Origin of the sequence: Halorussus halophilus, assembly GCF_008831545.1 — an archaeon.
GTDB lineage: Archaea > Halobacteriota > Halobacteria > Halobacteriales > Haladaptataceae > Halorussus > Halorussus halophilus.
The window spans coordinates 92,205-115,638 of record NZ_CP044523.1; the positions used below are offsets into that span (position 1 = coordinate 92,205).

Annotated in this window: 28 protein-coding genes; 20 read left to right on the plus strand and 8 right to left on the minus strand. The window is 62.2% G+C overall.

Translation table 11 applies throughout. The features are described 5' to 3' along the window. Positions 1-80 precede the first annotated feature (80 nt). Both F7R90_RS21950 and F7R90_RS00415 read right to left on the minus strand, forming a co-directional pair. A complete protein-coding gene (locus F7R90_RS21950; protein ID WP_192498361.1) occupies positions 81-317 on the minus strand; it encodes a hypothetical protein in 237 nt (78 codons plus the stop codon). Between the two features lie 82 nt (positions 318-399). Beyond that, positions 400-1,428 (minus strand): tyrosine-type recombinase/integrase, encoded by a 1,029-nt coding sequence (locus F7R90_RS00415; protein ID WP_158055326.1) that lies wholly within the window; start codon positions 1,426-1,428, stop codon positions 400-402. A 475-nt stretch (positions 1,429-1,903) separates the two neighbouring features. Between F7R90_RS00415 and fer the strand changes: the two genes are divergently transcribed. The 6 genes from fer (at position 1,904) to F7R90_RS00445 (ending at position 5,382) form a co-directional block, all read left to right on the plus strand. Further along, on the plus strand, positions 1,904-2,563 hold the full coding sequence (gene fer / locus F7R90_RS00420; protein ID WP_158055327.1) for a ferredoxin Fer: 660 nt from the start codon (positions 1,904-1,906) through the stop codon (positions 2,561-2,563). A gap of 159 nt (positions 2,564-2,722) precedes the next feature. After that, a complete protein-coding gene (locus F7R90_RS00425; protein WP_158055328.1) occupies positions 2,723-2,872 on the plus strand; it encodes a rubrerythrin-like domain-containing protein in 150 nt (49 codons plus the stop codon). Between the two features lie 201 nt (positions 2,873-3,073). Beyond that, entirely contained in the window at positions 3,074-3,610 is a 537-nt protein-coding gene (locus tag F7R90_RS00430; RefSeq protein ID WP_225741219.1) for a GNAT family N-acetyltransferase, read from the plus strand. A gap of 212 nt (positions 3,611-3,822) precedes the next feature. Beyond that, the gene (locus tag F7R90_RS00435; RefSeq protein ID WP_158055330.1) at positions 3,823-4,491 is read left to right on the plus strand and encodes a hypothetical protein; all 669 of its coding nucleotides are present in this window, start codon (positions 3,823-3,825) and stop codon (positions 4,489-4,491) included. 263 nt (positions 4,492-4,754) lie between these two features. Then, on the plus strand, positions 4,755-4,949 hold the full coding sequence (locus F7R90_RS00440; RefSeq protein ID WP_158055331.1) for a cold-shock protein: 195 nt from the start codon (positions 4,755-4,757) through the stop codon (positions 4,947-4,949). A 238-nt stretch (positions 4,950-5,187) separates the two neighbouring features. After that, positions 5,188-5,382: a cold-shock protein gene (locus tag F7R90_RS00445; protein WP_158055332.1), complete on the plus strand. Its 195-nt coding sequence runs from the start codon at positions 5,188-5,190 to the stop codon at positions 5,380-5,382. A gap of 95 nt (positions 5,383-5,477) precedes the next feature. On the opposite strand, the gene F7R90_RS00450 is transcribed toward F7R90_RS00445, so the two are convergent. Next, a complete protein-coding gene (locus F7R90_RS00450; RefSeq protein ID WP_158055333.1) occupies positions 5,478-6,323 on the minus strand; it encodes an aldo/keto reductase in 846 nt (281 codons plus the stop codon). Positions 6,324-6,634: 311 nt separating this feature from the next. On the opposite strand from F7R90_RS00450, the gene F7R90_RS00455 reads away from it, so the two are divergent. From F7R90_RS00455 to F7R90_RS00485, 7 genes are all read left to right on the plus strand, one after another. Beyond that, on the plus strand, positions 6,635-7,489 hold the full coding sequence (locus F7R90_RS00455) for a hypothetical protein (protein ID WP_158055334.1): 855 nt from the start codon (positions 6,635-6,637) through the stop codon (positions 7,487-7,489). Positions 7,490-7,562: 73 nt separating this feature from the next. Beyond that, positions 7,563-8,156, plus strand: coding sequence for a metal-dependent hydrolase (locus F7R90_RS00460; protein WP_225741220.1), 594 nt, complete (start codon positions 7,563-7,565; stop codon positions 8,154-8,156). Between the two features lie 102 nt (positions 8,157-8,258). Further along, a complete protein-coding gene (locus tag F7R90_RS00465; RefSeq protein ID WP_158055335.1) occupies positions 8,259-9,401 on the plus strand; it encodes a DUF7537 family lipoprotein in 1,143 nt (380 codons plus the stop codon). 158 nt (positions 9,402-9,559) lie between these two features. Continuing rightward, positions 9,560-11,968, plus strand: a complete 2,409-nt coding sequence (locus F7R90_RS00470) for a methyl-accepting chemotaxis protein (protein WP_158055336.1) — start codon at positions 9,560-9,562, stop codon at positions 11,966-11,968. Positions 11,969-12,075: 107 nt separating this feature from the next. Beyond that, positions 12,076-12,606 carry a 50S ribosomal protein L16 gene (locus F7R90_RS00475; RefSeq protein ID WP_158055337.1) on the plus strand — a complete coding sequence of 177 codons (531 nt, stop codon included), beginning with the start codon at positions 12,076-12,078 and terminating at the stop codon, positions 12,604-12,606. 292 nt (positions 12,607-12,898) lie between these two features. After that, positions 12,899-13,243 (plus strand): VOC family protein, encoded by a 345-nt coding sequence (locus tag F7R90_RS00480; protein WP_158055338.1) that lies wholly within the window; start codon positions 12,899-12,901, stop codon positions 13,241-13,243. Positions 13,244-13,283: 40 nt separating this feature from the next. Next, positions 13,284-14,147 (plus strand): ATP-grasp domain-containing protein, encoded by an 864-nt coding sequence (locus tag F7R90_RS00485; RefSeq protein WP_158055339.1) that lies wholly within the window; start codon positions 13,284-13,286, stop codon positions 14,145-14,147. 206 nt (positions 14,148-14,353) lie between these two features. Here F7R90_RS00485 and F7R90_RS00490 read toward each other — a convergent pair whose 3' ends face one another. Continuing rightward, positions 14,354-14,749 (minus strand): Hsp20/alpha crystallin family protein, encoded by a 396-nt coding sequence (locus F7R90_RS00490; RefSeq protein ID WP_158055340.1) that lies wholly within the window; start codon positions 14,747-14,749, stop codon positions 14,354-14,356. A gap of 143 nt (positions 14,750-14,892) precedes the next feature. Then, positions 14,893-15,906 (minus strand): type II glyceraldehyde-3-phosphate dehydrogenase, encoded by a 1,014-nt coding sequence (locus tag F7R90_RS00495; protein WP_158055341.1) that lies wholly within the window; start codon positions 15,904-15,906, stop codon positions 14,893-14,895. Between the two features lie 194 nt (positions 15,907-16,100). On the opposite strand from F7R90_RS00495, the gene F7R90_RS00500 reads away from it, so the two are divergent. The 6 genes from F7R90_RS00500 to F7R90_RS00525 all read left to right on the plus strand — a co-directional run bounded on the left by F7R90_RS00500 (position 16,101) and on the right by F7R90_RS00525 (position 20,650). Beyond that, positions 16,101-17,045: an aminopeptidase gene (locus tag F7R90_RS00500; RefSeq protein WP_158055342.1), complete on the plus strand. Its 945-nt coding sequence runs from the start codon at positions 16,101-16,103 to the stop codon at positions 17,043-17,045. 2 nt (positions 17,046-17,047) lie between these two features. Next, the gene (locus tag F7R90_RS00505; RefSeq protein WP_158055343.1) at positions 17,048-17,386 is read left to right on the plus strand and encodes a CHY zinc finger protein; all 339 of its coding nucleotides are present in this window, start codon (positions 17,048-17,050) and stop codon (positions 17,384-17,386) included. 158 nt (positions 17,387-17,544) lie between these two features. Next, positions 17,545-18,198, plus strand: coding sequence for an HVO_0476 family zinc finger protein (locus F7R90_RS00510; protein WP_158055344.1), 654 nt, complete (start codon positions 17,545-17,547; stop codon positions 18,196-18,198). A 40-nt stretch (positions 18,199-18,238) separates the two neighbouring features. Continuing rightward, positions 18,239-18,895, plus strand: a complete 657-nt coding sequence (locus F7R90_RS00515; protein ID WP_158055345.1) for a protein-L-isoaspartate(D-aspartate) O-methyltransferase — start codon at positions 18,239-18,241, stop codon at positions 18,893-18,895. A 25-nt stretch (positions 18,896-18,920) separates the two neighbouring features. Continuing rightward, entirely contained in the window at positions 18,921-19,859 is a 939-nt protein-coding gene (locus tag F7R90_RS00520; protein WP_158055346.1) for a class I SAM-dependent methyltransferase, read from the plus strand. Positions 19,860-19,885: 26 nt separating this feature from the next. Then, positions 19,886-20,650, plus strand: coding sequence for a protein-L-isoaspartate O-methyltransferase family protein (locus F7R90_RS00525; protein ID WP_158055347.1), 765 nt, complete (start codon positions 19,886-19,888; stop codon positions 20,648-20,650). A gap of 33 nt (positions 20,651-20,683) precedes the next feature. Here the strand turns inward: F7R90_RS00525 and F7R90_RS00530 are convergent, their stop codons facing one another. The 3 genes from F7R90_RS00530 to F7R90_RS00540 all read right to left on the minus strand — a co-directional run bounded on the left by F7R90_RS00530 (position 20,684) and on the right by F7R90_RS00540 (position 22,241). After that, on the minus strand, positions 20,684-21,136 hold the full coding sequence (locus F7R90_RS00530; RefSeq protein WP_158055348.1) for a DUF7382 domain-containing protein: 453 nt from the start codon (positions 21,134-21,136) through the stop codon (positions 20,684-20,686). Positions 21,137-21,198: 62 nt separating this feature from the next. Beyond that, positions 21,199-22,041, minus strand: a complete 843-nt coding sequence (locus F7R90_RS00535; RefSeq protein ID WP_158055349.1) for a BKACE family enzyme — start codon at positions 22,039-22,041, stop codon at positions 21,199-21,201. Next, positions 22,038-22,241 (minus strand): hypothetical protein, encoded by a 204-nt coding sequence (locus F7R90_RS00540; protein WP_158055350.1) that lies wholly within the window; start codon positions 22,239-22,241, stop codon positions 22,038-22,040. Before F7R90_RS00540 ends, F7R90_RS00535 begins: the two co-directional genes overlap by 4 nt. Before the next feature lie 90 nt (positions 22,242-22,331). Here F7R90_RS00540 and F7R90_RS00545 point away from each other — a divergent pair, with 90 nt between their 5' ends. Continuing rightward, the gene (locus tag F7R90_RS00545) at positions 22,332-23,363 is read left to right on the plus strand and encodes an ATP-binding protein (protein WP_394352023.1); all 1,032 of its coding nucleotides are present in this window, start codon (positions 22,332-22,334) and stop codon (positions 23,361-23,363) included. Positions 23,364-23,434 lie beyond the last annotated feature (71 nt).

A 23,434-nucleotide genomic window follows, 5' to 3' on the forward strand; every position in this document is an offset into this window, starting at 1 on the left:
GATTCTATTTGAATTCTATCTCGCTTGTTGTAGTACTTATCAAGAAGACTTCCTTTGTGCGACCTAATGAGATAACTCTCTCAGTTCCGCAAATTGACGAACAGGTAAATGGCAACGCCGAGGAATACGATTGCGCCGATGTCCGGGACAAGAGAATGAACTAACCCGGTTAGCATCTCGGTTGTGTAACCGGTCATATCGAAGTTCGGGTTCCCGATATTATTCGATGCAACCGCGATACCGAGACAAAACGGAATCACGGCGAGTAGGGTAAGGATGTTGTCTGCCGCTTCGAATGATTCTCCAATTGACGACATATGGTTGTCAACTAGTTGTCTTCATACATAAGTTACCCGCTCTAAATACTCTTAGATGACGAGAAAAGAGTGCCCCGACGTTTCAGATGTTATCTAAATACCCTCTCCGTTGTTCGACCTTCACCTCCTCGTCTCGTTTGTCGTAGTGCTTGTCGAGAACATCTTGACCCACGTTCATCCGGTCAGAGACGACCTTCTCCGGCACATCCTCAGTCAAGAAGTGAGTGATGGAGCCCCGCCGAATGTCGTGAGGTGAGACGTTCACCGGACACTTGCTATATCCTCCGTACTCAGCCGCCTCGCAGTCATCAGGCTCTCGACCCTTGGGGCAGTCCGCTCCATAGTAGCAGGGTCGAGTCACCATGTAGACCGAATCCCGGATGCTCGACCGATTCATCCGCCCATTCCGGCTCGTGAGAAGCGGCTCACGGCCATTCTCGTCCTCCACATCATGACGATTATAGTCTCTCCAGTCTTCGATTGAGCGGCAAACCTCGGCGCTTAGAGCGACAATACGCTCTCCTTCTTTCCCGTTCTTGAGAGGCGTCCCTGTCTCCGGTCGATGGCGAAGAGAGATTCGTTCAGCCTCTTCATCGTAGTCGTCTACGTCAAGCGCGTGCAAGGCCCCGAGTCGAATCCCGGTATGCCACAGGAGTTCTATGATGACGTGAGGGCGTGAGGCGTGTTCGAACTTCCGCTGGTATTCGAGCAGGGCCTCCGCTTGCTCTGTGTCGAGGATACTCTCACTCTGCTCGTCGGTCTTGTCGAGCTTCGGCATCAGCGCCTCGAACTTCTCATGAAGGTTCGGTTCCACTGCGTCAATCGATCCGCACCACCGAATGAAGATTCGGAGGGCGTCGAGTTGGCCCTCAAGCGAGATGGGTTTCAGGTCGCCGTCGTCTCTCCGCCACGTCTTGAATCTCTGTAGGTCCCTACCGGAGAGGTTGTTCATATTCTCGATTCCCTCGACTTGCTCGCACCACCGGATGAAGTGTTTCAGTCGGTAGTGGTAGCCGTCGAGCGTACTTTTCGAGACTTCGCGCTTACGCGCATCGAGGTACATCTCCTTCGCCTCAGCAGGCGAGATGGGTTCGAGTTGTTCCTTCGTCATGGGTTTCACCGAAGCGCCCATGAGCGTCGGACGTGCTGTCCCCGTCCCCGCGAGCGTAGCGAGCGGGGGCTCGGAAGACGAGCGCAGCGAAGTCTTCCGGCGGTTCAAATCCGGGAGGCGGCATACTTTTGCGGTGAACAACTCGGGAAGCACCGCGTAGCGTATGCTTCCCACACCGTGAACCGCAAATCTGCTTACTGGACGGATTTGAACCCTACCAGTCGCATGCCCGCGCAGCGAATGCGAGGCGCGAAGCGCCTCGAATATGCGAGCGGTGAAACCGCGAGGAAGCGAGCAGGAACGTCTGGTTTCGGTTCAAATCTGGGACTCCACTTTCAGCTCTATTTTCGGATGTCACCACGGTATTCGAGTTGCCGCCAGTATCTCAGACGTTGCCGAAAGGTTCTGCCAGAGAAGAAGTGTCCATCCCCCCACGAGCGAAGACTTTTACCGCACATTTCGCTAGCATCCACTAATGGACTCCCCGTTCGAGGTCCTCCACCTCGACTCCGACGCAGACGACGAGCAGGTAGAGCAGGCGTACAGAGAGCGGGTGAAGCAGGCGCACCCAGACCAGGGCGGTTCGGTCCAAGAGTTCCAGCGTGTCCGCCGAGCCTACGAGAAAATCAAAGCAGGCTACGAAGAGTCAGCAGACCTCCCCGACGCCGAACCCGACACCACCGACGACCAAACCACACCCGAAAAGCGGGCCTACTCAGAAGTCACGTACCTCAATTACGACGTACTCCCGGACTACGGCTGGGAAATCGGCGACGACGCGCTGTTCGAGAAGGCGGCCGACAAAGACCTCCCCGAGACAGATTACGGCACGTTCGAGGTCGAACCCGGTGAATCACTGCTCGAAGCCGCAGAGGACCGCGGGTACGAGTGGCCATTCGCCTGCCGCGGGGGTGCGTGCGCGAACTGTGCAATCATGCTCTTCGACGGTGAGTTGTCGATGCCGTCCAGTCACGTCCTCCCTGCCGAGATGATGGCGGAGAACATCCGTCTCTCCTGTAACGGGATGCCCATCACCGACGAGTTGCAGGTCGTCTACAACGTCAAGCACATGCCCGAACTCGACGACCTCCTCTTGCCACCGAAGCCGTTCGAACAGGCGTACTCCGACGATTGACGACGGGATTCTCTACGCACACTCGAAAAATAGCATCTTTGTCGCAGAAGATGTCGAATAACTCTACGAAGGGGCAAACTAACTATCAATAAATGCTAGCTCCTCTAGGTCATAATAGGAATAGCTTTACAATCAGTGTGGCTTCTTTTCTCAACCGTCATGGTTCGGCACGACCCATTCAGTACCGGCACAGAACCGCGGCAGTACGAATGCCAAGAGTGTCTCAATAGGACCTCTGCGACGGAGCATCGAGCGGTCTGTCCCGAATGTAGCGGGACGCTTCGCAACCTCACCGTCCCGCGTGAGTGAGGCGTTCGTACAGTCTGCGACCCGTTCGTACAGTCAGTGGTCCGGTATGGTCCGCGGCCCCGATGCAGTACGACACCAGTACAGAGACTTAACGAGTAGCATTGCAAACCCCTACCCACGGCCTCCGCGACACAGAACCTTCGAAGAAGATTTCCCACGATGTCCAACTACTTTAGACCCGTCCGAACGCTGTACTCACGCTTGCGGGGTCCGCAGAACCCCGACCCTGTCGCACCGCCGCTCCGCATCACCGATGCAGAACAGCGCGAGATTCGATTGCGGGCGTACGACGACGCGGCACTCGAATCGCTCGTCACGATGTACGACACCTTCGACCCAGCACAGCGTGCGCAAGGCACGCCACCGCTCGGCGAATCCGGGATTCGTAACTGGCTGGACTGCATCCTCGGCGGCAACGACGGAGACAGCAACGAAAACTGCGACGCCGTTTCCGTCGTTGCGTGGCACGACGACCGAGTCGTCGGCCACGTCGCGTTCGTGCCGGACGGCGTGGGTCGCCACGAACTCGCAATTTTCGTCCATCAGGACTACCAGCGGGCCGGGATTGGCTCAAAACTCCTCCGGAGTGGGTTAGAGTACGCCAACCAACGCGGCGTCACCAAGGTCTGGCTGACCGTCGAATCGTGGAAAGGAGGCGTCCAGAAGTTGTACAGCGATGCCGGATTCACCTTAGACAATCCGCTCGGTCCCACGCATCGGATGTCTCGCTACCTCTGAGTGCGTGAACTCCGGCTGATGTAGCCAACCCAATGTCTCTCCAACGGTAAGTGGACGAACACGAAGACCGACGACTCTTCTTGAGTGAGGAACGACCGTCCGGCGTCGTGTGGACGGTCCGGAGTCGTGCGATTCGACGGTCAATTCTCCGCTCACCGGTCGAACCCCCGATTTCGAGGCAGTTAACTATCTGTCCTGAAAACGCATTTCGTATGCACGCAGGGGTCCTCGGAGTCGCACAGGACGACTTCGCCGTCGTCCAGTCGTTCTCGAACAGCGTTCGAAAAGACGACCGAGAGTTGACGCGCTGTCTCGAAGTAGACCGAGTTTTCTCGCTGCCCTCGGGCACGGCGGCGTTCGAGGGTCGGGCAGCGGTCGAACGGCCGACGACTCGAACGGCCACCGAGATCGACGCAGGCGAGATTCGCGTCCGAGAGTCCACCAGTACGGAGACTGTCTCGACGGCCGTCGCTGGCGTCCCGGGGGAGTTCGTCGTCGTGGAGAACGGCCGCGGAACGTTCGCGTTCGAGATGGTCGAATGGGAGACTGGCACCGGTATCGAGCGCGCGGAACTCGACCTGAACGCCGTCCTGGACTCCCAGAAAGCGGCGAAGCCGTGGAAGGCGGGTTTCTACGACACCGACGGCAACTGCGAGAACGGCGTCCTCCACGGCAGCGACCTCTTGGCCGACGAGAATCTCGGAGCAGTCGTCGAAGGGGCGAGGTTGAACCAACTCGGTCTCGACTGCGAGTACGAAGACCACGACCTCAAGATGACCGCCTCCGAAAGCGGCTACGTGGAGATATACCAACCGGGCGACTTCGAGACGGCGGAGTTCTTGCAGTACCTCCGCGACGAAATCGTCCCACACGTCACGTGACCGGCCCCACACGTCGCGTGACCGGTGTTCGGGCGCGTGAAACTGCTCTCCAACGATTCGAGCGACCGCGGAACGAAGAATCGTGTATCGAGCCAGAACGAAGGCAATTGCTGTTTGAACCCTGCGGGCCATCCGTCCTTACCATCTCTCTTCGTTCAAATGTCCACAATTCTGCCTGTATCGTGGAAATTCGTCCGCCTAACCTCCGTGACATTGCGACCCTCACAAGTCTTATCCGTGGATAGCTATTGTGTCTAATCGCAATGGCAGAAGGAACCGTTGATTTCTTCAACGACACAGGCGGTTACGGCTTTATCGAGAGCGACGACGCGGACGAAGACGTTTTCTTCCACATGGATGACGTCGGCGGCCCGGACCTCGAAGAAGGACAGGACCTCGAATTCGACATCGAAGAAGCAGAGAAAGGTCCGCGCGCGACCAACGTCACCCGACTCTAACTCGGTTTCAGATTCGCGAGCGTACTTTCGATCCAATTTTCCGTATTTTTTTACCACGTAGCGACGCGTCAGTTCGACTTGACGACGCAGATGCCGAGTCGATTCGCCGGTAGCTTTCTCTCGACATCTCGAACGAAATAATGCCGCAGACTGGTCTTCTGGCACTCAAAACCCTCGATTTCTCCGATATCTGCGTCCCGGAAGTATTAACCGTGTTCCGCTGTTCGCTCTAAAAGCAATGGCGAAAGGAACGGTTGATTTCTTCAACGACACAGGCGGTTACGGCTTTATCGAGAGCGAGGACGCGGACGAGGACGTTTTCTTCCACATGGACGACGTTGGCGGCCCGGACCTCGAAGAAGGACAGGAGCTCGAATTCGATATCGAGCAAGCAGAGAAAGGACCGCGCGCGACCAACGTCACCCGACTCTAACTCGGGAGACCGCGGCCCGACGACTTTTCCGTATTTCTATCTCGTCCCAGTGACGACGCCGACCCGGTGGGATTCGACCAGTTCTATTCACCGACTCAGTCGCTTCGCTCACCCAACCGCTTCATCTCCTCACTTGACAACTCGATGGCCGACGCCGCGATGTTCTCCTCCAGATGCTCGACACTCGACGTGCCCGGAATCGGGAGCGTTACGGGCGAGTGTTGGAGCACCCACGCCAGCGCGACCTGTCGAACAGTCGCGTCGTGGTTCGCCGCAACGTCTTCCAGCACGTCTGCCTTGTCGAGTTCGCCGCCGCCGATTGGGAAGTACGCCATGAATCCGATTCCGGCGTCTTCACAGGCTTCCAGCACGTCTTCGTGTTCGCGGTTGCCGACGTTGTAGTTGTTCTGTACCGTCGCCACGTCCACCACGTCTCGGGCTTGGTCCAGTTGCTCGACGCTGACGTTGCTCACGCCGACGTGGTCTACGAGACCGTCGTCCTGCAACTCGCCGAACGTTTGTAGCACGTCCTCGAAGGGGGCGTCTACGTCGGGCGTGTGGAGTTGATAGAGGTCGATGCTCTCGACGCCGAGTCGGTCGATGCTACAGAGGACCTGATTTCGGACGTAGTCCGAGCCGCCGTGGGGAATCCAGTCGCCGCTCGCGTTGCGGAGCAGTCCGGCCTTCGTCGCCACGACTGCCTCTTCGGGGTCGAGCGCCTCGCCGATGAGTCGCTCGCTGACCCCCGGCCCGTAGGAGTCGGCCGTGTCGATGAAATCGACGCCCAACTCGACCGCTCGGCGGAGCACGTCGTGAGCGACCGCTTCGTCGTCGGGCGGGCCGATGATGTCCTCGCCGGTCAGTCGCATCGCGCCGTACCCGAGTCGATTGACCGTCAGCTCGCCGCCGACTTCGAAGGTGTCACTCTGGTTTTCGACCATACCATTTCTGCATTCGCTGGCTCAATAGGCGTTCGGGCGACGGCAATCAGGAGTTCCTTCTGTGGTGTTCAGGGTAGTAGAGTCAGTGCCTTCGAGTTCTTGCCACGTTGGCGTCTCTATTTGGAAATCCCATACGCAGGCTTTCGGAGTTAACAGAGCGACGTCTGCCTCTTCGAAAGCCCCCGCCCGTGTGGATGGTCGGCCGGGTGTTCTCGGTGGTCGGTCGGCCGGGCGTTTCTGGTTGAGAGTTTCACCGGGCACCTCGTTTCGGGGGCGACTCTTTAGAGGGTTCCCGCCGAACTACCAACCAGATGGAGTCGTTCGACCAGTCGCGCAGGGCGCTCGCTGTGGACCTCACGCTCGTGGCCGCAGTCTGCGTCTTGCTCGTCGTGGTCTACTTGGCCGTCCCGTCGGCGATACAGGACCGTCTGGCGTTCGACCACGCGGCGTTCGCACCCGTGACCCTGCTCACCGCCGCGTACGTCCACGCGGGCGAGGCGCACCTGCTGAACAACGTCGGCGGCTTCCTCTCGCTCGCAATCGTCACGTACTTCGTCTGTTTGCACACCCACCGACGCCGCTGGTTCCTTCGGACGTTCGCCGTCTTTCTCATCGTGCTTCCCGTCGCGGTGAACCTCACCAGCTACGCCATCCTCGCCTCGCGGTACCCCGGTGCAGAACCGGTTTCGCGTGGCTTCTCCGGCGTCGTCGCGGGCTTCGCTGGCTTCCTCTTGGTCGCGCTCGTGGTCCAACTCCGGGTGACGTACTCGCGGGCGACTGCCTTCTTCGTCGGCCAGTTCGCCGTCCTGCTGTTGCTCGGCGAACTGCTCTGGATTTACGCCGACGTCGTGGCACCGCTCGAAGCGGGCGCAGTCGTCCTCGGTCTCGCGCTCTCGGTCGTCGGTGTCGTCTCGCGTGGCCGCGGTCGGACGCTCTCGGACGAGCACTTCCAGCAGGTCGGCTTGGACCTGATTCTGGTCGGACTCGTCTTCTCGCTGCTCGTCTGGTCGGTGTACGGGCTCTTCCCGGCGGAGTTGCTCGTCGATGGCTCGTTCATCGACGTGTTCGCGCACGCGGCCGGGTTCGTGGAGGGGGCGCTCCTCGCGGCGTTGACGCTCGTCGCGTTCGCGCCGGACGAGACGGCAGGCCCCTTAGAATCGGTGTAGCCACCTCGGTGTTTGTGAATATCTCGCAAACTCGACAGGCGTTTATAGCTCACGTGCGTACATTCGTTTCCACATGATGGCAACGACCCACGCGCTGTTCGGGATGCTTCTGGGAGCGGTCGCGCTCCTCGTCGCGCCGGAGTACGCGACGGTCGCCATCGCGGCGGGTGCCTTCGGCGGGTTGTTCCCCGACTTCGACATGCCGTGGGACCACCGCAAGACGCTCCACTTCCCGGTGTACTTCTCGATAGCGGCCAGCGTCGCGCTCGTTGGAGCGATTGTCGCTCCGAGCGCGGTAACTATCGCCGTCACGGCGTTCCTGCTCGCGGCGGCTGCCCACGCGGCCAGTGACGCACTCGGCGGCGGACTCGAACTTCGTCCGTGGCAGGGAACCTCCGACAGGGCGGTCTACGACCACTTCAACGGTCGCTGGGTCGCGCCGCGCCGCTGGGTCCCCTACGACGGCGCGCCCGAGGACCTCCTGCTCGCGGCTGTGCTGGCCGTGCCGGGCGTGCTGTACGCTCGGCCGCTACAGGCATTCGTGCTGGTGCTTCTGGGGGTGTCGGTCGTCTACGCCGTCCTCCGGAAGCGCCTCGTCACCTTCGGCGAGCGACTGGTCGAGTGGCTTCCCGAGCGCGTCTGGGCGCGGATTCCGCTCTCGGTGTAAGTTCTCTCTCGTTCGGTGTCGGTTCCCCTCGCTTTCGCCGTCTCCACGCTACCCTCGTCTCTGCGGTCGATTTTCGACACCTAATCAGACGTTATAAGAGCGGTGACCGAGAAGGCCGACTACATGATTCAGAGACGGAGTCTCGCCGCAGTCGCCGTCGCGGTACTGCTCGTCGTGGCCGGTTGCTCCGGCACGAGCGACCAGAGTCCCGACGCAACCACGACCGCGACCACTGTCGGTGAGATAAATCCGACGACGACGGCCCAAGAAAGCGACGCCTCCCAGATGGCGCTCCCGGCGGGGGTCACGGCGAACGGACTCGAAAACGCATCGGCGCTCGTGACGGCGCACAACCGCTCGCTCGCCGACCGGTCGTACCGCTTCGCCTTCGAGTCGAACTCCTCGGAGTACAGTTCGCGTATCCGCGCGGCGCGAGGGCTGGACGCGACGCTCCTCGTCGCCAACTCCGCTAACACGACCACCCGCAGTTGGACGCAGGGGTCCCGAACCTCGATGGTTCAGACGGCCGACGGCGAGCGGGGCTATCGACTCGTCCAGGGCGAGTACGAGTCTGCACTCGGTTTCGACACCTACGCTGACCTGACGCGAGCAGTTCTCGTGACGTACTTGCGAGTCGGCGAGTACGAGACTACGGACGTCGTCACCCGCGACGGGACGAAACTGGTCGAACTCACCGCGACAGGAATCAACCGGAGTGCGGTCGACCAACTCGCGGGCGAGGAGTCGAACGTCTCCGTCGATGCGTTCGAAGCGCGAGTACTCGTGGACTCGGACGGCGTCGTCCACGAGTTCGAGGCGACTGTCACCGAGACGGTAGACGCCGAATCGCGGACGAACGAAGTCGGCTACGACCTCAGCGACCTCGGGTCGGCGAGCGTCGAGCGCCCCGACTGGGCCAGCAGTATCCCGCAGTTGAACGCGACCATCACCGAGGACGGTGCCGTCGCCATCGAACACACTGGCGGCCCAGCAGTCGAAGACGGCACTCGATTGTCGATGGCGACCGATAGCGTCGTCGATGGTGCACAACTCTCGAAACTGAGCGCAGGCGAGACGGCGTACCTCTACGTCGCCGAGACGGCCGACGGCCAGCGAGACGTGCGTGCCAGCGTCGGCGACCGACCGTCTAGCGACCAGGTCGCACTCAACCTCTCGGAGAGCGACCGACTCGTCATCTCTGGAACGTCGAGAAACGTCTCGATACTGTTGCAACCCGAGAACTGAAGCGGCGGTTCGATTTCTCGATTGTTTCCCTCGGCTTCTCGACTGCCTCTCTCGATTTCGACTGTCTCCCGAGTCTTCGAACGTCGCCAAATAGTATCAAATGTCTGTTTAGTCATCATGGGGTAATTTTAACATCCGAGACTGTATCGGCTGTGTCAATGAGTCGCATCAGGGAACGAATCCAGTCGGTCGAGGCGGCCGACTTGCTGCCGGACGCCGTTCGGACGCGGTTCGCGGCGAAGTTCTTCGCTGTCGTCCTCCTCATCATGGTCGTGACGGGGAGCGTCGGGGCGTACAACTACGTCTCGGCGAAAGACACCGTCGAGAATCAGGTCCGCGAGCAACTCGTCTCGACGGCCGAGTTGCAGGCCGACGGCTTGCAGGAGTGGATTTCGAACATGCGGTTACAGACCCGAACCCTCTCCGACGCAGAACCGTTTCAGACGACCAACGACAGCGAGGTCGGCGCGTATCTCGACTCGAAGATGGCGACGTATCCCGACGAAGTCGTCGCCATGCACTTCGTGGACATCGAATCGGGGACCGTCGTGGCGAGTTCGGCGAACGGAACCGCAGGCACCGACCTCCGGTCGGCAAACGTCTCGTGGGCCGACGACTCGCTGGGCTACTGGCTCGGCGACACGAGCAACGTTCTCGTCTCTTCTCCCTACGAAAGCGTTGCGAGCGACGACAGAGTCGTCGCGTTCGTCACGGCAGTACCCGGCAACGACCAGTACGCAGTCGTCGTCACTGCCACGCTCGCAGAGCGGGCGGGCAGTCTCCACCAGACCGTCGATGGCGGCTATACGAAGGTGTTGAACCAAGACGGCGAGACGATACTCGCCAGCGGTGGTACCGACGGCAATGTTATCGACCAGTCAGTGCCAGTCGAAGACGGCGCGGACGGCCGCAACACCGGGTTCGTCTCGGGTGAGGAGACAGTTGCCGCCTACGCGCCGGTCGAGGGCACGAACTGGGTCACGGTCACCTACGCACCGAAGTCGAGCGCCTACGCCATGCGCGACGCCGTGGGCACGAGTCTCCTCACGACGGTTCTCACGGCCGTCGTCGTCCTCGGCGTCGTCTCGACGCTGTTCGGTCGTCGAATTGCCCGGGCGCTCCGGCGACTCGCCGGGAAGGCCGACGCGATGGAGAGCGGCGACCTCGACGTGGACTTAGAGACGAGTCGGGAAGACGAACTCGGGCAACTCTACGCCGCGTTCGACGGCATGCGCGCGTCGATACGCGAACAGATTGGAGCCGCCGAAGACGCCCGAGAGACGGCTGAAAAGGCCCAATCAGAGGCCGAAAAAGCTCAGACTGAAGCCGAGCGCGAGCGTCGAGAGGCCGAGGAAGCGAAACGTCGCGCGGCCGACCTCAACGACCACCTCGAAGCGAAGGCCGACGCCTACCGCGACGTGATGGAAGACTGCGCCGAGGGCGACTTGACGCGCCGGATGGACGAAGACGCCCGGAGCGAGGCGATGGCCGAAATCGCCCGCGCGTTCAACGAGATGCTCGACGAGTGGGAACAGACCATCCTCAGAGTCCGCACGTTCAGCGACGACGTGGCCGCCGCTGGCGAGCGCGCGACCGACAACGCCGGGGAGGTTCGCGGTGCGGCCGGACAGGTCAGCGAGTCCGTCCACGAAATCTCGGAGAGCGCCGACGCCCAAGACCGCCGCCTCCAGTCGGCAGTCGCCGAGCTAAACGACCTCTCTGCGACGGTCCAAGAGATTTCGGCCGCGACAGACGAGGTGGCTCGGCAGGCCGACGCGGCGGTCGAGACCGGCGAAGACGGCCGCGAGTCGGCGACCCAAGCACTCGCCGAACTCGACCGCATCGAGAGCGACGTGGAATCGACCGTCGAATCGGTCGAGCGACTGGACGCCGAGATAGCCGACATCGAGCGCGTCGTCGGCCTCATCACGGATATCGCCGACCAGACACACGTCCTCGCACTCAACGCGTCCATCGAGGCGGCGCGCGCCACCAGCGAGGGGTCGGGCGGCGAAGGGTTCGGAGTGGTCGCACAGGAGGTCAAAGCACTCGCCGAACAGACCCAAGAGGCGACCGACGAAATCGAAGACTCCATCGAGCGCGTGCGCGAGCAGACCGAGACGACCGTCGAAGACATCCGAAACGCCCAGACGGAAGTCGCCGACGGCGCGGAAACGGTCGAGACGGCACTTGACTCGCTGGACGACATCGTCGGTGCTGTCGAGCAGACGAACGACGGCTTGCAGGAGATACGCGACGCGACGGACACGCAGGCCGACTCGACAGAAGAGACCGTCGCTATGGTCGAAGACGTGGCGTCGCTCAGCGAGCAGGCGGCCGCTGGCGCGGACGACGCCGCCAGCGCGGCCGAACAGCAGACCACCGCGTTGGCCGACGTGGCCGAGGACATCGAGTCGGTCGCCGACCGTGCAGACCGCCTCCGAGACCTGCTGGACGAGTTCGACGTGGACGTAGACCAGACGGTCGAACGCGAAGCAGTTCGGGCCGACGGCGGCCGATTCGAGTACGTCGAGAACCCAGTCGAGACCGACGCCGAGGACGCCTGATTTCACCCCGCCGTTCGACGACGCGGCGAGTGCGTGAGAGAACGCCACTCCTGCGCTCGCTTCGAAGGGTTTATCCGCGGCCTGACCTTCAGAATCCAGTAATAACCATGTCGGACAAACCCGCCTCGATGTACCGGGAAATCAGTAAGCCTGCGTACACGCGACGAGAGTACATCACCGGTATCCCCGGTTCGAAGATCGCACAGCACAAGATGGGGAACCTCGAAACCGCCGAGGACGACTACCCCGTCCAGATTAGCCTCAGCACCGAAGAGGAGTGCCAACTCCGCCACGGCGCGCTCGAAGCCTCGCGCCTGTCGGCCAACCGCCACCTGCTGAAGGAACTCGGCCCGGAGAACTACAAGATGATTCTCCGCAAGTTCCCCCACCACGTCATCCGGGAGAACAAGCAGGCGACCGGTGCGGGTGCAGACCGTGTCTCCGACGGGATGCGCCAGGCGTTCGGGAAGGTCGTCGGCACGGCCGCACGAATCCCGCGCAACGACCGCATCTTCACCGCGTGGTGCCAGCCAGAGGACGCGCCCGTGGTCAAGGACGCGTTCCGCCGCGCCTACAACAAGATCTCCCCGCCGTGCCGCATCACCGTCGAGCGTGGCGAGGACCTGCTCGTCCGTTAGGACGCGACCACCAGTTTCCACCTTTTTCACACGACCACCTTTTTTGTCGTCGGGTGGCAACGAGGCGCTCCGCGCCTCTGCCACCGCTCCGGCAAAAAATCTGGACCAAAAAAGCGACGAGCGAAATCTGCGCGCGGCGCGCGCAGATTTCGCTCCTCTGAGAGTCACTTGCGACTGACCGCCGCTCGGCTGACCGGCCGAGCGCGAAACTCCCTGCTCACTTGCTCGGAGCGCGTCAGACAGTCGTCATCCTCACCGAAACAAATTTACCGATTTGTGATAGGAAGGTGGTATGGAGTTACGCGAGGTCGCCATCTTCACCGACGACGTGCCAGAGACGAAGGCGTTCTACGAACGCTTCGTCGGCGACCCCGTCTTCGAGAAGGAGTCGATGGCGCTGTTCGACGTCGAAGGCGTCGAGGTGCTGATTCACGAGACGTACGAACCGGAAGCGGGCGACCTGCCCTGTGAAGACCACTACGCGTTCGCCGTCGAGAACGTAGACGATGCGTTCTCTCGTCTCTCTAACTCGGGGAAGGACTTGGAGGTGTACCGCGAACCCGCCGACTACGACTGGGGTCGGTCGGCGTACTTCCGGGACCCCGACGGCCGACTCGTGGAGATTACCGGAGAGTAGAAACATACCTTTTTAGCCCGCTCGCTCCGTCCCAGCGCGTATGCTACACCTCGCGGTCGCCTACCGAGAGGAGACCTTCGAGCGGATGGCCGACCCGCTCGCCGAGCGCGGTATCCGCGCCGAACACGTCCCGAGCGAAGGCCGAGTGTTGCCACTGTCGGACCCGCCGTGGTCCCCTGAGGAGTTCGACGTGGGCTTCGTCTACCCCTCGCGGGCGATGGAAGGCGGTGTCGTAGACGCGATGCTCGACGTGCCGTGGGTCAACGACCGTGATGCCGTCCTCACTTCTCGAAATAAGGCCGGTGTGATTGCCACGCTGGAGCAGGCGGACATGCCAGTTCCCGAAACCGTGCTGGTCTCGAACCCTGCCGACGAGGTGGACGTACTGGCGGCGTTCGAGCGGTTCGACGGCCCAGTCGTCGTCAAGCCGAACTCGACCACGCGCGGCGTCGGCGTGGCGAAAGTCGGCGATGCAGATTCGTTTCTCGGTATCACCGACTACCTCGACTTGGTCCACGACTACCGCGCGACCGGCGACAAGTCGTTTTTAGTTCAGGAGTACCTCCCGGACGCGACCGACTACCGCGCGATGGTCGTGGACGGCGACTGCGTCGGCGGCGTCGAACGCCGCCTCCCCGACGACGTACGAGCGTCTGGCCACTGGAAGCACAACGTTCACCGCGGCGCAGAAGCGTCGAGTGTGGACTTGCCCGACGAACTTCGGACTCTCGCTGAACGGACTGCCGCAGCGCTCGACGTGCCGTTTCTGGGAGTCGATATTTTGGTCTCGGACGGCCGCGCAGTCGTCAACGAGACCAACGCTCGCCCGACCATCGACGCCGCGACGAAGTACGACGACGGATTTTACGACCGACTGGCCGACCTGATTCGCGAGCAGGTGTGATAGCTTCTCGACACTCGATAGCGGATGTAGGCTCAGCCCTTTCGGGTTAGTCGGACTGGTGGTCGGCACGCTCTCGACTGCCTCGCCGACCCTAAACGTCCGACGAGAGTTGGCCGCGGCTCGCTATTTCAACCTTCGTCTGGAAAAGGAAACTACGAACAGCCAATCGGCTCTGACGACCCGAAACGCGGACCTACGCGAACGACTTACTCTACGTCGATGTCTGCGGAGTCGTCTGTCTTGTCGAAGCTCACTTCGAGGACGCCGTTGTTGTACGTCGCCGACGCGGAGTGCTCGTCTACTCGGGCAGGCAGGCGCACGCGTTCGTCGTACTCGCGGTGGTCACTCGCGGCGCTGATGGTCAGCGTTTTCCCGTCGCACTTGAGGTCGATGTCGTCCTTCTCGACGCCGGGCAGGTCGGCGATGACGCGCACTTGGTCGTCTTCTTCGTGAATATCGACGTGGGTCTCCGCACCGAAGCCTGCGGGGCCGCCCTCGTGTTCGACGCGCATGTCTACGTCGCCACCCATCATCTCGTTCATCATCCGCTCGATTTCCCGGAAGAGGTCGTCGAAGGGGTCGTCGCGGTCGTCTCTTCGCATGTGCGGAGTTAGGCGGTAGGTCGGCAAAAGGTTTTGGACAGCGGTGGTCTCACGGTGGTTTTGCGCGATCTCTCGACCGATAACGGCGTTATGTGATTGCGTGAAAGAAAGGACGACGGTCGCTTAGAGACGGTTGCGCTCGCTTACAGTCCCATTCCGAGCGAGTCGTTGGTAGTCTCGATACTCTCCTCGGCGTCGGCGCTGTTCGTCACAGCGCGAATCGCGTCGATGTTCTCCGGAATCACGTCGCTCTCTTGGTGGATGGCTTGGAAGAGGTAGAGGTCCTTACCTTCGGTAGTGATGGACTCGCCCCAGATGCAGTTCTCCCAGATGTCGCCGCGCGGGCGACCAACGTCTTGAGCGTACTCTTTGAGTTTGCCAGCGCCGTCGATGTCGTAGTGGTCTGGCAAGACGAACAGGCGAGACTCGTCTTCGAGCAGGTCACGAACGTCTTCGGCTTCGGCCTCGGTTTCGAGCGTGACGTTCAGGCTGTGCATATGCATCAACGTGGCGGGCACCTTCAGCCCGAGCGTGTCGATGTCGAGGTCGGGGAAGATGGTCTTCACGTCCGGTCCGTGGTGGCTCGGGAGCGTCACCGGGTCCGGAACGATGTCGTTGATGGGGCCGCGGCCGGTCTGGGCGGGGTCGCCGCCGCGCCGGACGAGCGTCGCGCGGACTTTCTCGATGCCGTACTCCTCGCGGAGCGGCGCGGTGAGTCGAGAGAGACCGGTCGTGTTGCAGGAGACGACCCGCACGTGGTCGGCGTCGATAGAGTCGCTGTAGTTGGCGCGAGCGTTGAAACTCGCGTCTACGAAGTCCGCCGACTCGCCGCCCTGATACAGCGCGGGCGTATCGTACTCGTCGTACATCTCGCTGTTCTGCTCGCCGATGCCCGACGGACAGGCGTCCACGATTACGTCGCTCTCTTCGACGAGTTCCTCGACCATGCCCGCGATTTCGATGCCCGCGTCGTCGAACTGGTCCGCGCGGTCCTCGATGGCGGCGTAGAGGGGGTAGTCGTTCGCAACGGCGCGCTCGGCTTCGAAGTTGGGGCGCGTCTTGGCGACGCCGACGAGTTCCATGTCAGGTTGTGCCTGCACGGCGTCCGCGACGCGCTTACCGATGGTTCCGTATCCGTTGATTCCGACCCGTAGCATGTACCTGATACTGGTACGACCGCTCGCATAATGGTTTCGGGCCTCCTTCGCGGAAAGTAACTCTCGGCCGAGTAAGTCGAAGTCGATTGCGGGACTGAGTGAAGATACCACGGAACACGCGGGTTGTGCCGAAGAAATTCCACACAGAGGCCGCGAAGACAAGACCTAACCTTGCCCCGAACCACCGCCAGAACATGAGTCTGAGAGACGCGGCGGAGACCGCAATCGAGCAGTGTCTCGCGCTGGGAGCGGACGAATCCTGTTGCATCGTCACCGACGACAAGCGCCAGCCAATCGGTGAGGCGCTGTATCAGGTCGCCAGCGAGGTCACGGACGACGCGACGGTCATTCGATACCCACCGGGCGAGTCTCACGGCGCGGAACCACCGAAACCGGTCGCCGCCGCGATGGCTGGCGCGGACGTATTTTTGGCACCCACGACGAAGAGCCTGAGTCACACTCGCGCCCGGGGCAACGCCAACGAGGCCGGAGCGCGCGGTGCGACCCTGCCCGGCATCACTGAGGAGGTCTTCACCACTGGCTTGGACGCCGACTACGACGCCATCTACCAGCACTGCCAAGACGTGCTAGCGCAGGTCGAAGGGGCCGACGAGATTCGGGTCACGTCGCCACAGGGCACGGACATCACCTTCGAACCCGGCAGTCGTGAGTGGCACGACGACACGGGCATCGTCCACGAGGACGGCGATTTCTCGAATCTGCCTGCGGGCGAGGTGTTCGTCTCTCCCGAGGACGCGAACGGCACCTACGTCGTGGACGGCACGATGATGCCACACGGACTGCTCGCAGACGACAGCGCCCTCGAATTCGAAGTCGAGGATGGCTACGTCACCAGCATCTCGGACGACGACATCCGCGCGGACGTCGAAGTCGCCAGCGAGCAGGTCGGCGACGCGGCGTACAATCTTGCTGAACTGGGAATCGGCACGAACGTCGCGGTCACGGAACTCGTCGGGTCGGTCCTGCTGGACGAGAAGGCGGGCGGCACGGTCCACATCGCCATCGGCGACGACGCGGGCATCGGCGGCGACACCGACGCACCGATTCACCTCGACGGGATTCTTCGAGAGCCGACCGTGTACGCGGATGGCGAAGAGGTCGAACTGCCGCAAGTCTAACTATGAAACGGGAGGTGGCGGGAATCGAGGTTCGTGGGGTCGATGTGGACTCCGAAACGCGGTGTGCGCACTACGATTCGGAGCGCGATGTGGTGGCGCTGAAGTTCGTGTGCTGTGAGACGTATTGGCCCTGTTTTCGGTGTCACGAGGAGTTAGCGGGGCATTCTGCGGAGCGATTTTCGGTCGATGGTGTGGAGTCGGTCGTACTGTGTGGTGTCTGCGGTGCGGAGTTGACAGCGCGGGAGTTCGTGGAGGGTTCGCACTCGTGTCCGGAGTGTGGCGCGGCGTTCAATCCGGGGTGTGCTGAGCATTACGAGTTGTACTTCGACCCTGAGGAGTAGTTGGTACGCGGGTTTTCAGGAATGGTAGAAAGATGGCGAAGAGAGCAGTGACTAGCTACTCCGATACCGAGAAGACCGCACAGCACCACAACCGCACTCACTCTCACCCTTAGCCAAACTCCACGCGTTTTTACCCTTCCACCCCATATCAACTTTCAATGACCGAAACTGCAGAGCGAGTCCCAGTCGCCTGCCCGTCGTGTTCGCCCGACGTGGAGACCGTCCACGAGGTGCTGACGATGGGTGGCGGCAAAGCGACCGTGCGCTGTACGGAGTGTAGTCACGTCCACAAGGTAACGCCCGAGACCGACGAGGAAGTCGAGCGCGACGTCGTCGTCTCACAGGACGGCGAGTCCTTCTCGGCCACCGTCGATGCACCCCCAAAAGAAACAGTCGCCGTCGGCGAGGAGTTCATCCTCGAAACGGAGGAGGCCATCATGGTCGTGCGAATCACCGACTTGCAACTCAGCGAGGAGAAGCGCACCGACGAGGCGAAAGTTGAGGACGTGGAGACGTTTTGGACCCGCGCCGTGGACAACGTCCGGGTGAACGTCACCATCAATCCCGACGACGGGAGCCACGACGACTCGACGAGCGTCAAAATCGACGTGCCGGGCGACTACGAGTTCGAGGTCGGCGAGAGCGAGGAGTTCGCCAACGAGGAATTCAAGGTGAAGTCCATCGCCATCCGCGACGACGCGGAGGGGTACCACTTCAACCCGCTGAGCGAGGAGGGCGACACCGCCATCGCCAAGGACGTAAAGCGCGTCTACGGCGACGACGAGACCTCCTCGGCGTGGTCTGCGTGGTGACCCGAGCAACTAAGTAAGTAGCGAGGAATCGAACTGAGATATGTTTGGGGGAGGGGACACAGACGACGATTTCGAGCGCGCCAGAGACCGCATGGTCGAGCGACTCGCACGCCGCGAGGACATCGAACGCGACTCGACGCTCGACGCCCTGCGCGCGGTGCCGCGCCACGAGTTCGTGCCCACCAGTCGGCGAAGCAAAGCATACGAGGACCGCCCGCTCCCAATCGGGCGCGACCAGACCATCAGCGCGCCGCACATGGTGGCGATGATGGTCGAGATGCTCGCGCTCGATTCCGGCGACGAAGTACTCGAAATCGGCACTGGCTGTGGCTACCACGCGGCCGTCACTGCCGAAGTAGTCGGCGCGGCGAACGTCTACAGCGTCGAGTACCACGACACCCTTGCCACGCAGACCCGAGAGCGACTCGAACGACTCGGGTACGAGGACATCTCGATTCGCGTCGGCGACGGCAACGACGGCTGGTCGGAACACGCGCCGTACGACGCCGCGTATTTGACCTGCGCCGCGCCGGAGTTTCCCCAGAAAGTCGTCGAGCAGGTCCGCCCGGAAGGCGAACTGCTCGCACCTATCGGCACGACGACTCAGCGTCTCGTCTACGCCCGCAAGCGTGCCGATGGTGGTCTCGACAGGGAGACGAAGGGACCGGTCAGATTCGTCCGGATGCAGGACGATTAAGCGCCCTGCGCTCGCTTTTCTCTTCATGGACTACCGGGAACTACTCCTGCTCTGGGCGGCCCGCGAGTCGGGCGTCTTGGAGGCCGTGACGTTCCACGCCGGAACGCCCGACGGTGTCGCCGAGGAGGCTGGCGTCACCGAGCGCGCCGCTCGCATCACCCTCGAAGCGATGGCCGAACAGGGGTATCTGAAAGAAGTCGGCGGGAGCTACGAAACCACGAACAAAGCGCTCGGCTTCGTCGCCAAGACCGACGTTCGCTCTATCGGGAGTATTCCACACCAATTGGATTGCCTCGACCGCTGGTTCGACCTGCCGGAGACGATGCAGACTGGCGAACTACCCGAAAAATCCGACGACCCCGACGAATCCGCGACCTCCGACGACTGGACAGCCAACTTCGTGGGCGCGATGTACGACGTTGACGAGGCCACCGTTCGGGCGAGCGTCACCGAAGCAGTCCACCGGAACCCGGACGCCGAGCGCGTCCTCGACGCGGGCGGCGGTCCTGGTCGCTTCGCCAAGGAGTTCGTCCGGCGGGGGTTCGACGTGACCCTGCTCGACCGACCGGAGGTAATCGACATCGACCGACGATTCCTCGAACACGAGCCAATCGAACTCGTGGAAGGAGACGTGACCGACTCGCTTCCCACCGGCTTCGACATCGTCTTCTGCTCGCGCCTCGCTCATGGTCTCGGTCCGGGGGAGAACAAACAACTGCTCGCCAACGCCGCAGACGCGCTGGAACCCGGTGGTGCGGTAGTCCTCACCGACAAGGTGCGAGGTCACGCCGACGACGCCGCACTGTTCGGTGCGCACATGCTCGCCCAGACCGAGCGCGGGGACACTTACACCGAGTCGCAGTTCGCCGACTGGTTCGACGCGGCTGGCTTGGAAGCTTTCGAAGTCAAGGACGTTCCCGGGACGAACCTCCAAGCCCTCACCGGCATCGCGCCGCGCGATTGAAGTGGGTTCGGCCCGACGATTGCAACATGGACCCTGCGGTGCTGCGCGACGACATGGTCGATAGTTTGGCACACGAGTCGAAGGGACTCGTGCGGAGCGACAGCGTCAGCACTGCGATGCGAACCGTGCCCCGTGAGACGTTCGTAGACGAAGAGAAACACGCCTACACTCACCAGTCGTTCGAACACCGCGGCACGCGAGTTCTCGCACCTGGCACCGTCGCTCGACTGCTCGAAACCCTCGACACGGACCCAGACGACTCGGTGTTGGTCGTCGGCGCGGGCGTCGGCTACACTGCCGCCCTCCTCGCCGAAATCGTCGGCGACCAGAACGTCCACGCGGTGGACATCACTCGACCGGTCGTCTACGACGCCCGCGAGAACCTCTCCTCTGCGGGCTACGAGGGCGTCTTCGTGGACTGCCGCGACGGTGCGGAGGGGCTTCCGGAGTACGCGCCGTTCGACAAGATTCTCGTGGAAGCCGCCGCGGTCGAACCGCCGCGCGCACTGCTCGACCAACTGGCTGACGACGGCCGCCTGGTCATCCCGCTGGGAGCGCGCGAGCAGACGCTGACCGCCATCGACGGCGCGGAGGCAGACGCGATGCTCGCTGGCGACCCAATCGAGGGCCGACCGAGCGGTACCGTCGCGTTCGCGCCGCTCTTGGTAGATGGCGAGCAAGCCGGTTCCATCGAGCGCAATCGACAGGTTCGGGAGGACCGCGAACGCGCCGCCCGCGACGCCGAGCGACGGCACGGCTGGGAACACGAGTGGATTGACTGGGACGACTGAACTGAGCCGATTGAACTGAGTCGATTGGGACGATTACCCCCGAATGACGAGTATCGCCGTGTTTTCTCGCTCGTCGGCGTACTCGCTCCCAGCGGGCGGTTTGATGGAAACCTCGAGCGTTCCTTCCTGTTGATTCGCTCCAAGCGAAGACGAAACTGAGATGGTTGCTTTCCCATCTGTCCCCGTCGTCGCAGTCTCCACGCCGTCGATTCTGGCGGTGCCACTTTTCACGACGACAGTCGCATCAGAGACCGGACTCCCATCTGGGTCGAGAACCGCGATTTCGATGGACTGGTGACCGGGCGAAATCACGTCGGGAGTGGGCTTCGCGTCGAGTTCCGTGACGGTGAGACCGCTGACGCCAGAGAGCATGTTCATCATTACCGAGAGGCTGGCGACGCCGACGACGAGCGCGATGACGAGTCTGATGGGCAGGCCTTCGATGGCGCGAGAATCGGATTTGAAGCGGTTCCAGAGTGGCGGCATGAGAAGGGTTGGTCCCTTCTTCGAATATAAACGTCAGGACGGTCGTCGTCGAAGCTCCCTTACTACAACCCCAGAATATCGCGGGTCTGCGCCGGAGTCGCAACTTCCCGCCCGAGTTCCTCCGCAACTCGAACGACGCGCTCGACCAGTTGCGCGTTACTAGTCGCCAACTCTCCGCGCTCGTAGTAGACGTTGTCCTCCAACCCGACGCGGACGTGGCCGCCGAAGAGGATACCCATCGTGGCGAACGGGAGTTGATGGCGGCCGAAGCCGAGGGTGTTGAACTGCGCGCCCTCCGGCAAATTCTGGATGGCGTTTAGGAAGTTCTGGGGTCGGGGTCGGGTCAGCGTCCCCGGTCCGAAGATGAGCGTCGCATAGATTGGATCGGCGAGGTCGCGGCGTTCTAGGAGACCGTGGACCTCGTTCAGATGCCCGTCGTTGAACACCTCTAACTCGGGTTTGATGCCCCGTTCGACCATCTCCTCGTGAAGCGAATCGACCAACCCGCGCGTGTTCTCGCTGGTGAGGTGGTCGTAGCGATTCAGCGGTCCCATGTCGAGACTCGCCATCTCCGGTGGCGGGTCGGTTCGAAGCGGCAGGTGTCGGTTTTCGTCGGGTGCGCCCGTGCCGCCCGTCGAGTGCTGAAGTATCACGTCGTCGGCGTATCGCCTGACGGCGTCGTCTATCTCCTGAAATCGCTCGGTGGCGAAGGTGCGCTCGCCGTTGGGCTTGCGTGCGTGCAGATGCACGACCGACGCCCCCGCTTGCTCTGCCTCGGCCGCGGCACGACCGATTTCCTCGGGCGTCTCCGGGAGGTTCGGGTTCGCTTCCTTGCCGTGGACGCCGCCGGTCAGCGCCGCAGTGACGATGAGAGGTTCGCCCGCGAGAAACTGTTCGTAGCTCACGAGTCGCCTCCGGACTCCGCTCCGTCTGCGTGTTCTCGGTAGATTTCGCAGTGGCGCTCGTGGTCGAGGTCGTACCGGTCGTTGCAGATGTCCGCGCGCATCGGCTGGACGAACTCCTCGGCGGCCGTGCAGAACGCGCGCTCCTCGGCGAACTCCCGCTCTCCGAACTGCTGGCGATACTCCAGATAGGGGCAGGCCATACGTCTCGTTGCGCCGATGACGTGTTAACGATTCGCCCACCGGAGCGAACGGCCGGAGATTGAAGTACGATGGCGGGACCACTCTGTGGCGTGTTTCACGTCCTCGGGCGAACAACTGACGACTCCGACAAGCAAACCGCACACCTCGGTTCGTATCGTGCTCGCGATGGGAGTCCCGGTGCGACGGTTCATCTCGACTTGAACCGTCCACACGCTGGACTGCTGGTCGGCAAGCGTGGGTACGGTAAGTCCTACACGCTCGGTGTGCTGGCCGAGGAACTCGTGCAGGCGAGTGGTGTCGCGCCAGTCGTCGCCGACCCGATGGGCGTCTTCGAGTCGCTCGCCGACCTCGATGGAATCGAACTCGTCTCGTGCCCGCGCGTCGTGCCTGACTCGCTCGCACCGCGCACGTGGTGTGACTTGCTTGGCCTCGACCCAGACTCCCCGAGTGGAACAGTCGTCTGGCGTGCGGCGGCGAAACGCCAGACGCTCGCAGGGATGCGCGAATTCGTCGCCGAAATCGACGCGCCGTCCGAGATTACCCGTGCGGCCGACAACCACCTCGAACTGGCCGCCTCGTGGGGTGTCTTCGACTCGAACGGAGTGACCCCGACCGACCTCCTGACTCGTTCGGGAAGCGTTCTCGACCTCTCTGGCTTCGACCGTGCGCCAGCAAACGCAGTGGTGTCTGCCGTCGCGCGCGGACTCTATCAGCACTGCGTTCGCCAGACTCCGGAGCGACTCCCGTGGCTTCTGTTGGACGAAGCCCACACCTTCTTCGGCGGTGTCGCGGAGACGGCACTCCGAACAGTCCTCACTCGCGGCCGGCAACCCGGCGTTAGCTTCGTTGCCGCCACACAGCGACCGAGTGCTCTTCCCGAGGTTGCTATCTCGCAGGCCGACCTGCTCGTCGCGCACCGACTCACGTCGCGAGTTGACTTGGACGCGCTCGCCGAAGCGCGACCGACCTACGTGGCGGAGCCGCTCGACACCCGACTCCCCGAGAGGCCGGGCGAGGTCGTGGTGGTTGACGACGCGACCGAGAGTACTCACGCGCTCCGAATCCGAGAGCGCGAGACGCCACACGGCGGCGCGGGCAGGCGCGCCGCCGAACTGTCGTAGCACCGTTGTCGCTGCCGTAGCGTCGTCGTCACAGTCTCGCGTCGTTCTGCTACAGAGCCACTTCGAAAGCC

What these genes read in the sequence shown, in the direction of transcription:
- F7R90_RS21950 (WP_192498361.1), bottom strand. Translation starts at nt 317, where the DNA reads ATGTCGTCAATTGGAGAATCATTCGAAGCGGCAGACAACATCCTTACC.
- F7R90_RS00415 (WP_158055326.1), bottom strand. Translation starts at nt 1,428, where the DNA reads ATGACGAAGGAACAACTCGAACCCATCTCGCCTGCTGAGGCGAAGGAG.
- fer (WP_158055327.1), top strand. Translation starts at nt 1,904, where the DNA reads ATGGACTCCCCGTTCGAGGTCCTCCACCTCGACTCCGACGCAGACGAC.
- F7R90_RS00425 (WP_158055328.1), top strand. Translation starts at nt 2,723, where the DNA reads ATGGTTCGGCACGACCCATTCAGTACCGGCACAGAACCGCGGCAGTAC.
- F7R90_RS00435 (WP_158055330.1), top strand. Translation starts at nt 3,823, where the DNA reads ATGCACGCAGGGGTCCTCGGAGTCGCACAGGACGACTTCGCCGTCGTC.
- F7R90_RS00440 (WP_158055331.1), top strand. Translation starts at nt 4,755, where the DNA reads ATGGCAGAAGGAACCGTTGATTTCTTCAACGACACAGGCGGTTACGGC.
- F7R90_RS00445 (WP_158055332.1), top strand. Translation starts at nt 5,188, where the DNA reads ATGGCGAAAGGAACGGTTGATTTCTTCAACGACACAGGCGGTTACGGC.
- F7R90_RS00450 (WP_158055333.1), bottom strand. Translation starts at nt 6,323, where the DNA reads ATGGTCGAAAACCAGAGTGACACCTTCGAAGTCGGCGGCGAGCTGACG.
- F7R90_RS00455 (WP_158055334.1), top strand. Translation starts at nt 6,635, where the DNA reads ATGGAGTCGTTCGACCAGTCGCGCAGGGCGCTCGCTGTGGACCTCACG.
- F7R90_RS00460 (WP_225741220.1), top strand. Translation starts at nt 7,563, where the DNA reads ATGATGGCAACGACCCACGCGCTGTTCGGGATGCTTCTGGGAGCGGTC.
- F7R90_RS00470 (WP_158055336.1), top strand. Translation starts at nt 9,560, where the DNA reads ATGAGTCGCATCAGGGAACGAATCCAGTCGGTCGAGGCGGCCGACTTG.
- F7R90_RS00475 (WP_158055337.1), top strand. Translation starts at nt 12,076, where the DNA reads ATGTCGGACAAACCCGCCTCGATGTACCGGGAAATCAGTAAGCCTGCG.
- F7R90_RS00480 (WP_158055338.1), top strand. Translation starts at nt 12,899, where the DNA reads ATGGAGTTACGCGAGGTCGCCATCTTCACCGACGACGTGCCAGAGACG.
- F7R90_RS00485 (WP_158055339.1), top strand. Translation starts at nt 13,284, where the DNA reads ATGCTACACCTCGCGGTCGCCTACCGAGAGGAGACCTTCGAGCGGATG.
- F7R90_RS00490 (WP_158055340.1), bottom strand. Translation starts at nt 14,749, where the DNA reads ATGCGAAGAGACGACCGCGACGACCCCTTCGACGACCTCTTCCGGGAA.
- F7R90_RS00495 (WP_158055341.1), bottom strand. Translation starts at nt 15,906, where the DNA reads ATGCTACGGGTCGGAATCAACGGATACGGAACCATCGGTAAGCGCGTC.
- F7R90_RS00500 (WP_158055342.1), top strand. Translation starts at nt 16,101, where the DNA reads ATGAGTCTGAGAGACGCGGCGGAGACCGCAATCGAGCAGTGTCTCGCG.
- F7R90_RS00505 (WP_158055343.1), top strand. Translation starts at nt 17,048, where the DNA reads ATGAAACGGGAGGTGGCGGGAATCGAGGTTCGTGGGGTCGATGTGGAC.
- F7R90_RS00510 (WP_158055344.1), top strand. Translation starts at nt 17,545, where the DNA reads ATGACCGAAACTGCAGAGCGAGTCCCAGTCGCCTGCCCGTCGTGTTCG.
- F7R90_RS00515 (WP_158055345.1), top strand. Translation starts at nt 18,239, where the DNA reads ATGTTTGGGGGAGGGGACACAGACGACGATTTCGAGCGCGCCAGAGAC.
- F7R90_RS00520 (WP_158055346.1), top strand. Translation starts at nt 18,921, where the DNA reads ATGGACTACCGGGAACTACTCCTGCTCTGGGCGGCCCGCGAGTCGGGC.
- F7R90_RS00525 (WP_158055347.1), top strand. Translation starts at nt 19,886, where the DNA reads ATGGACCCTGCGGTGCTGCGCGACGACATGGTCGATAGTTTGGCACAC.
- F7R90_RS00530 (WP_158055348.1), bottom strand. Translation starts at nt 21,136, where the DNA reads ATGCCGCCACTCTGGAACCGCTTCAAATCCGATTCTCGCGCCATCGAA.
- F7R90_RS00540 (WP_158055350.1), bottom strand. Translation starts at nt 22,241, where the DNA reads ATGGCCTGCCCCTATCTGGAGTATCGCCAGCAGTTCGGAGAGCGGGAG.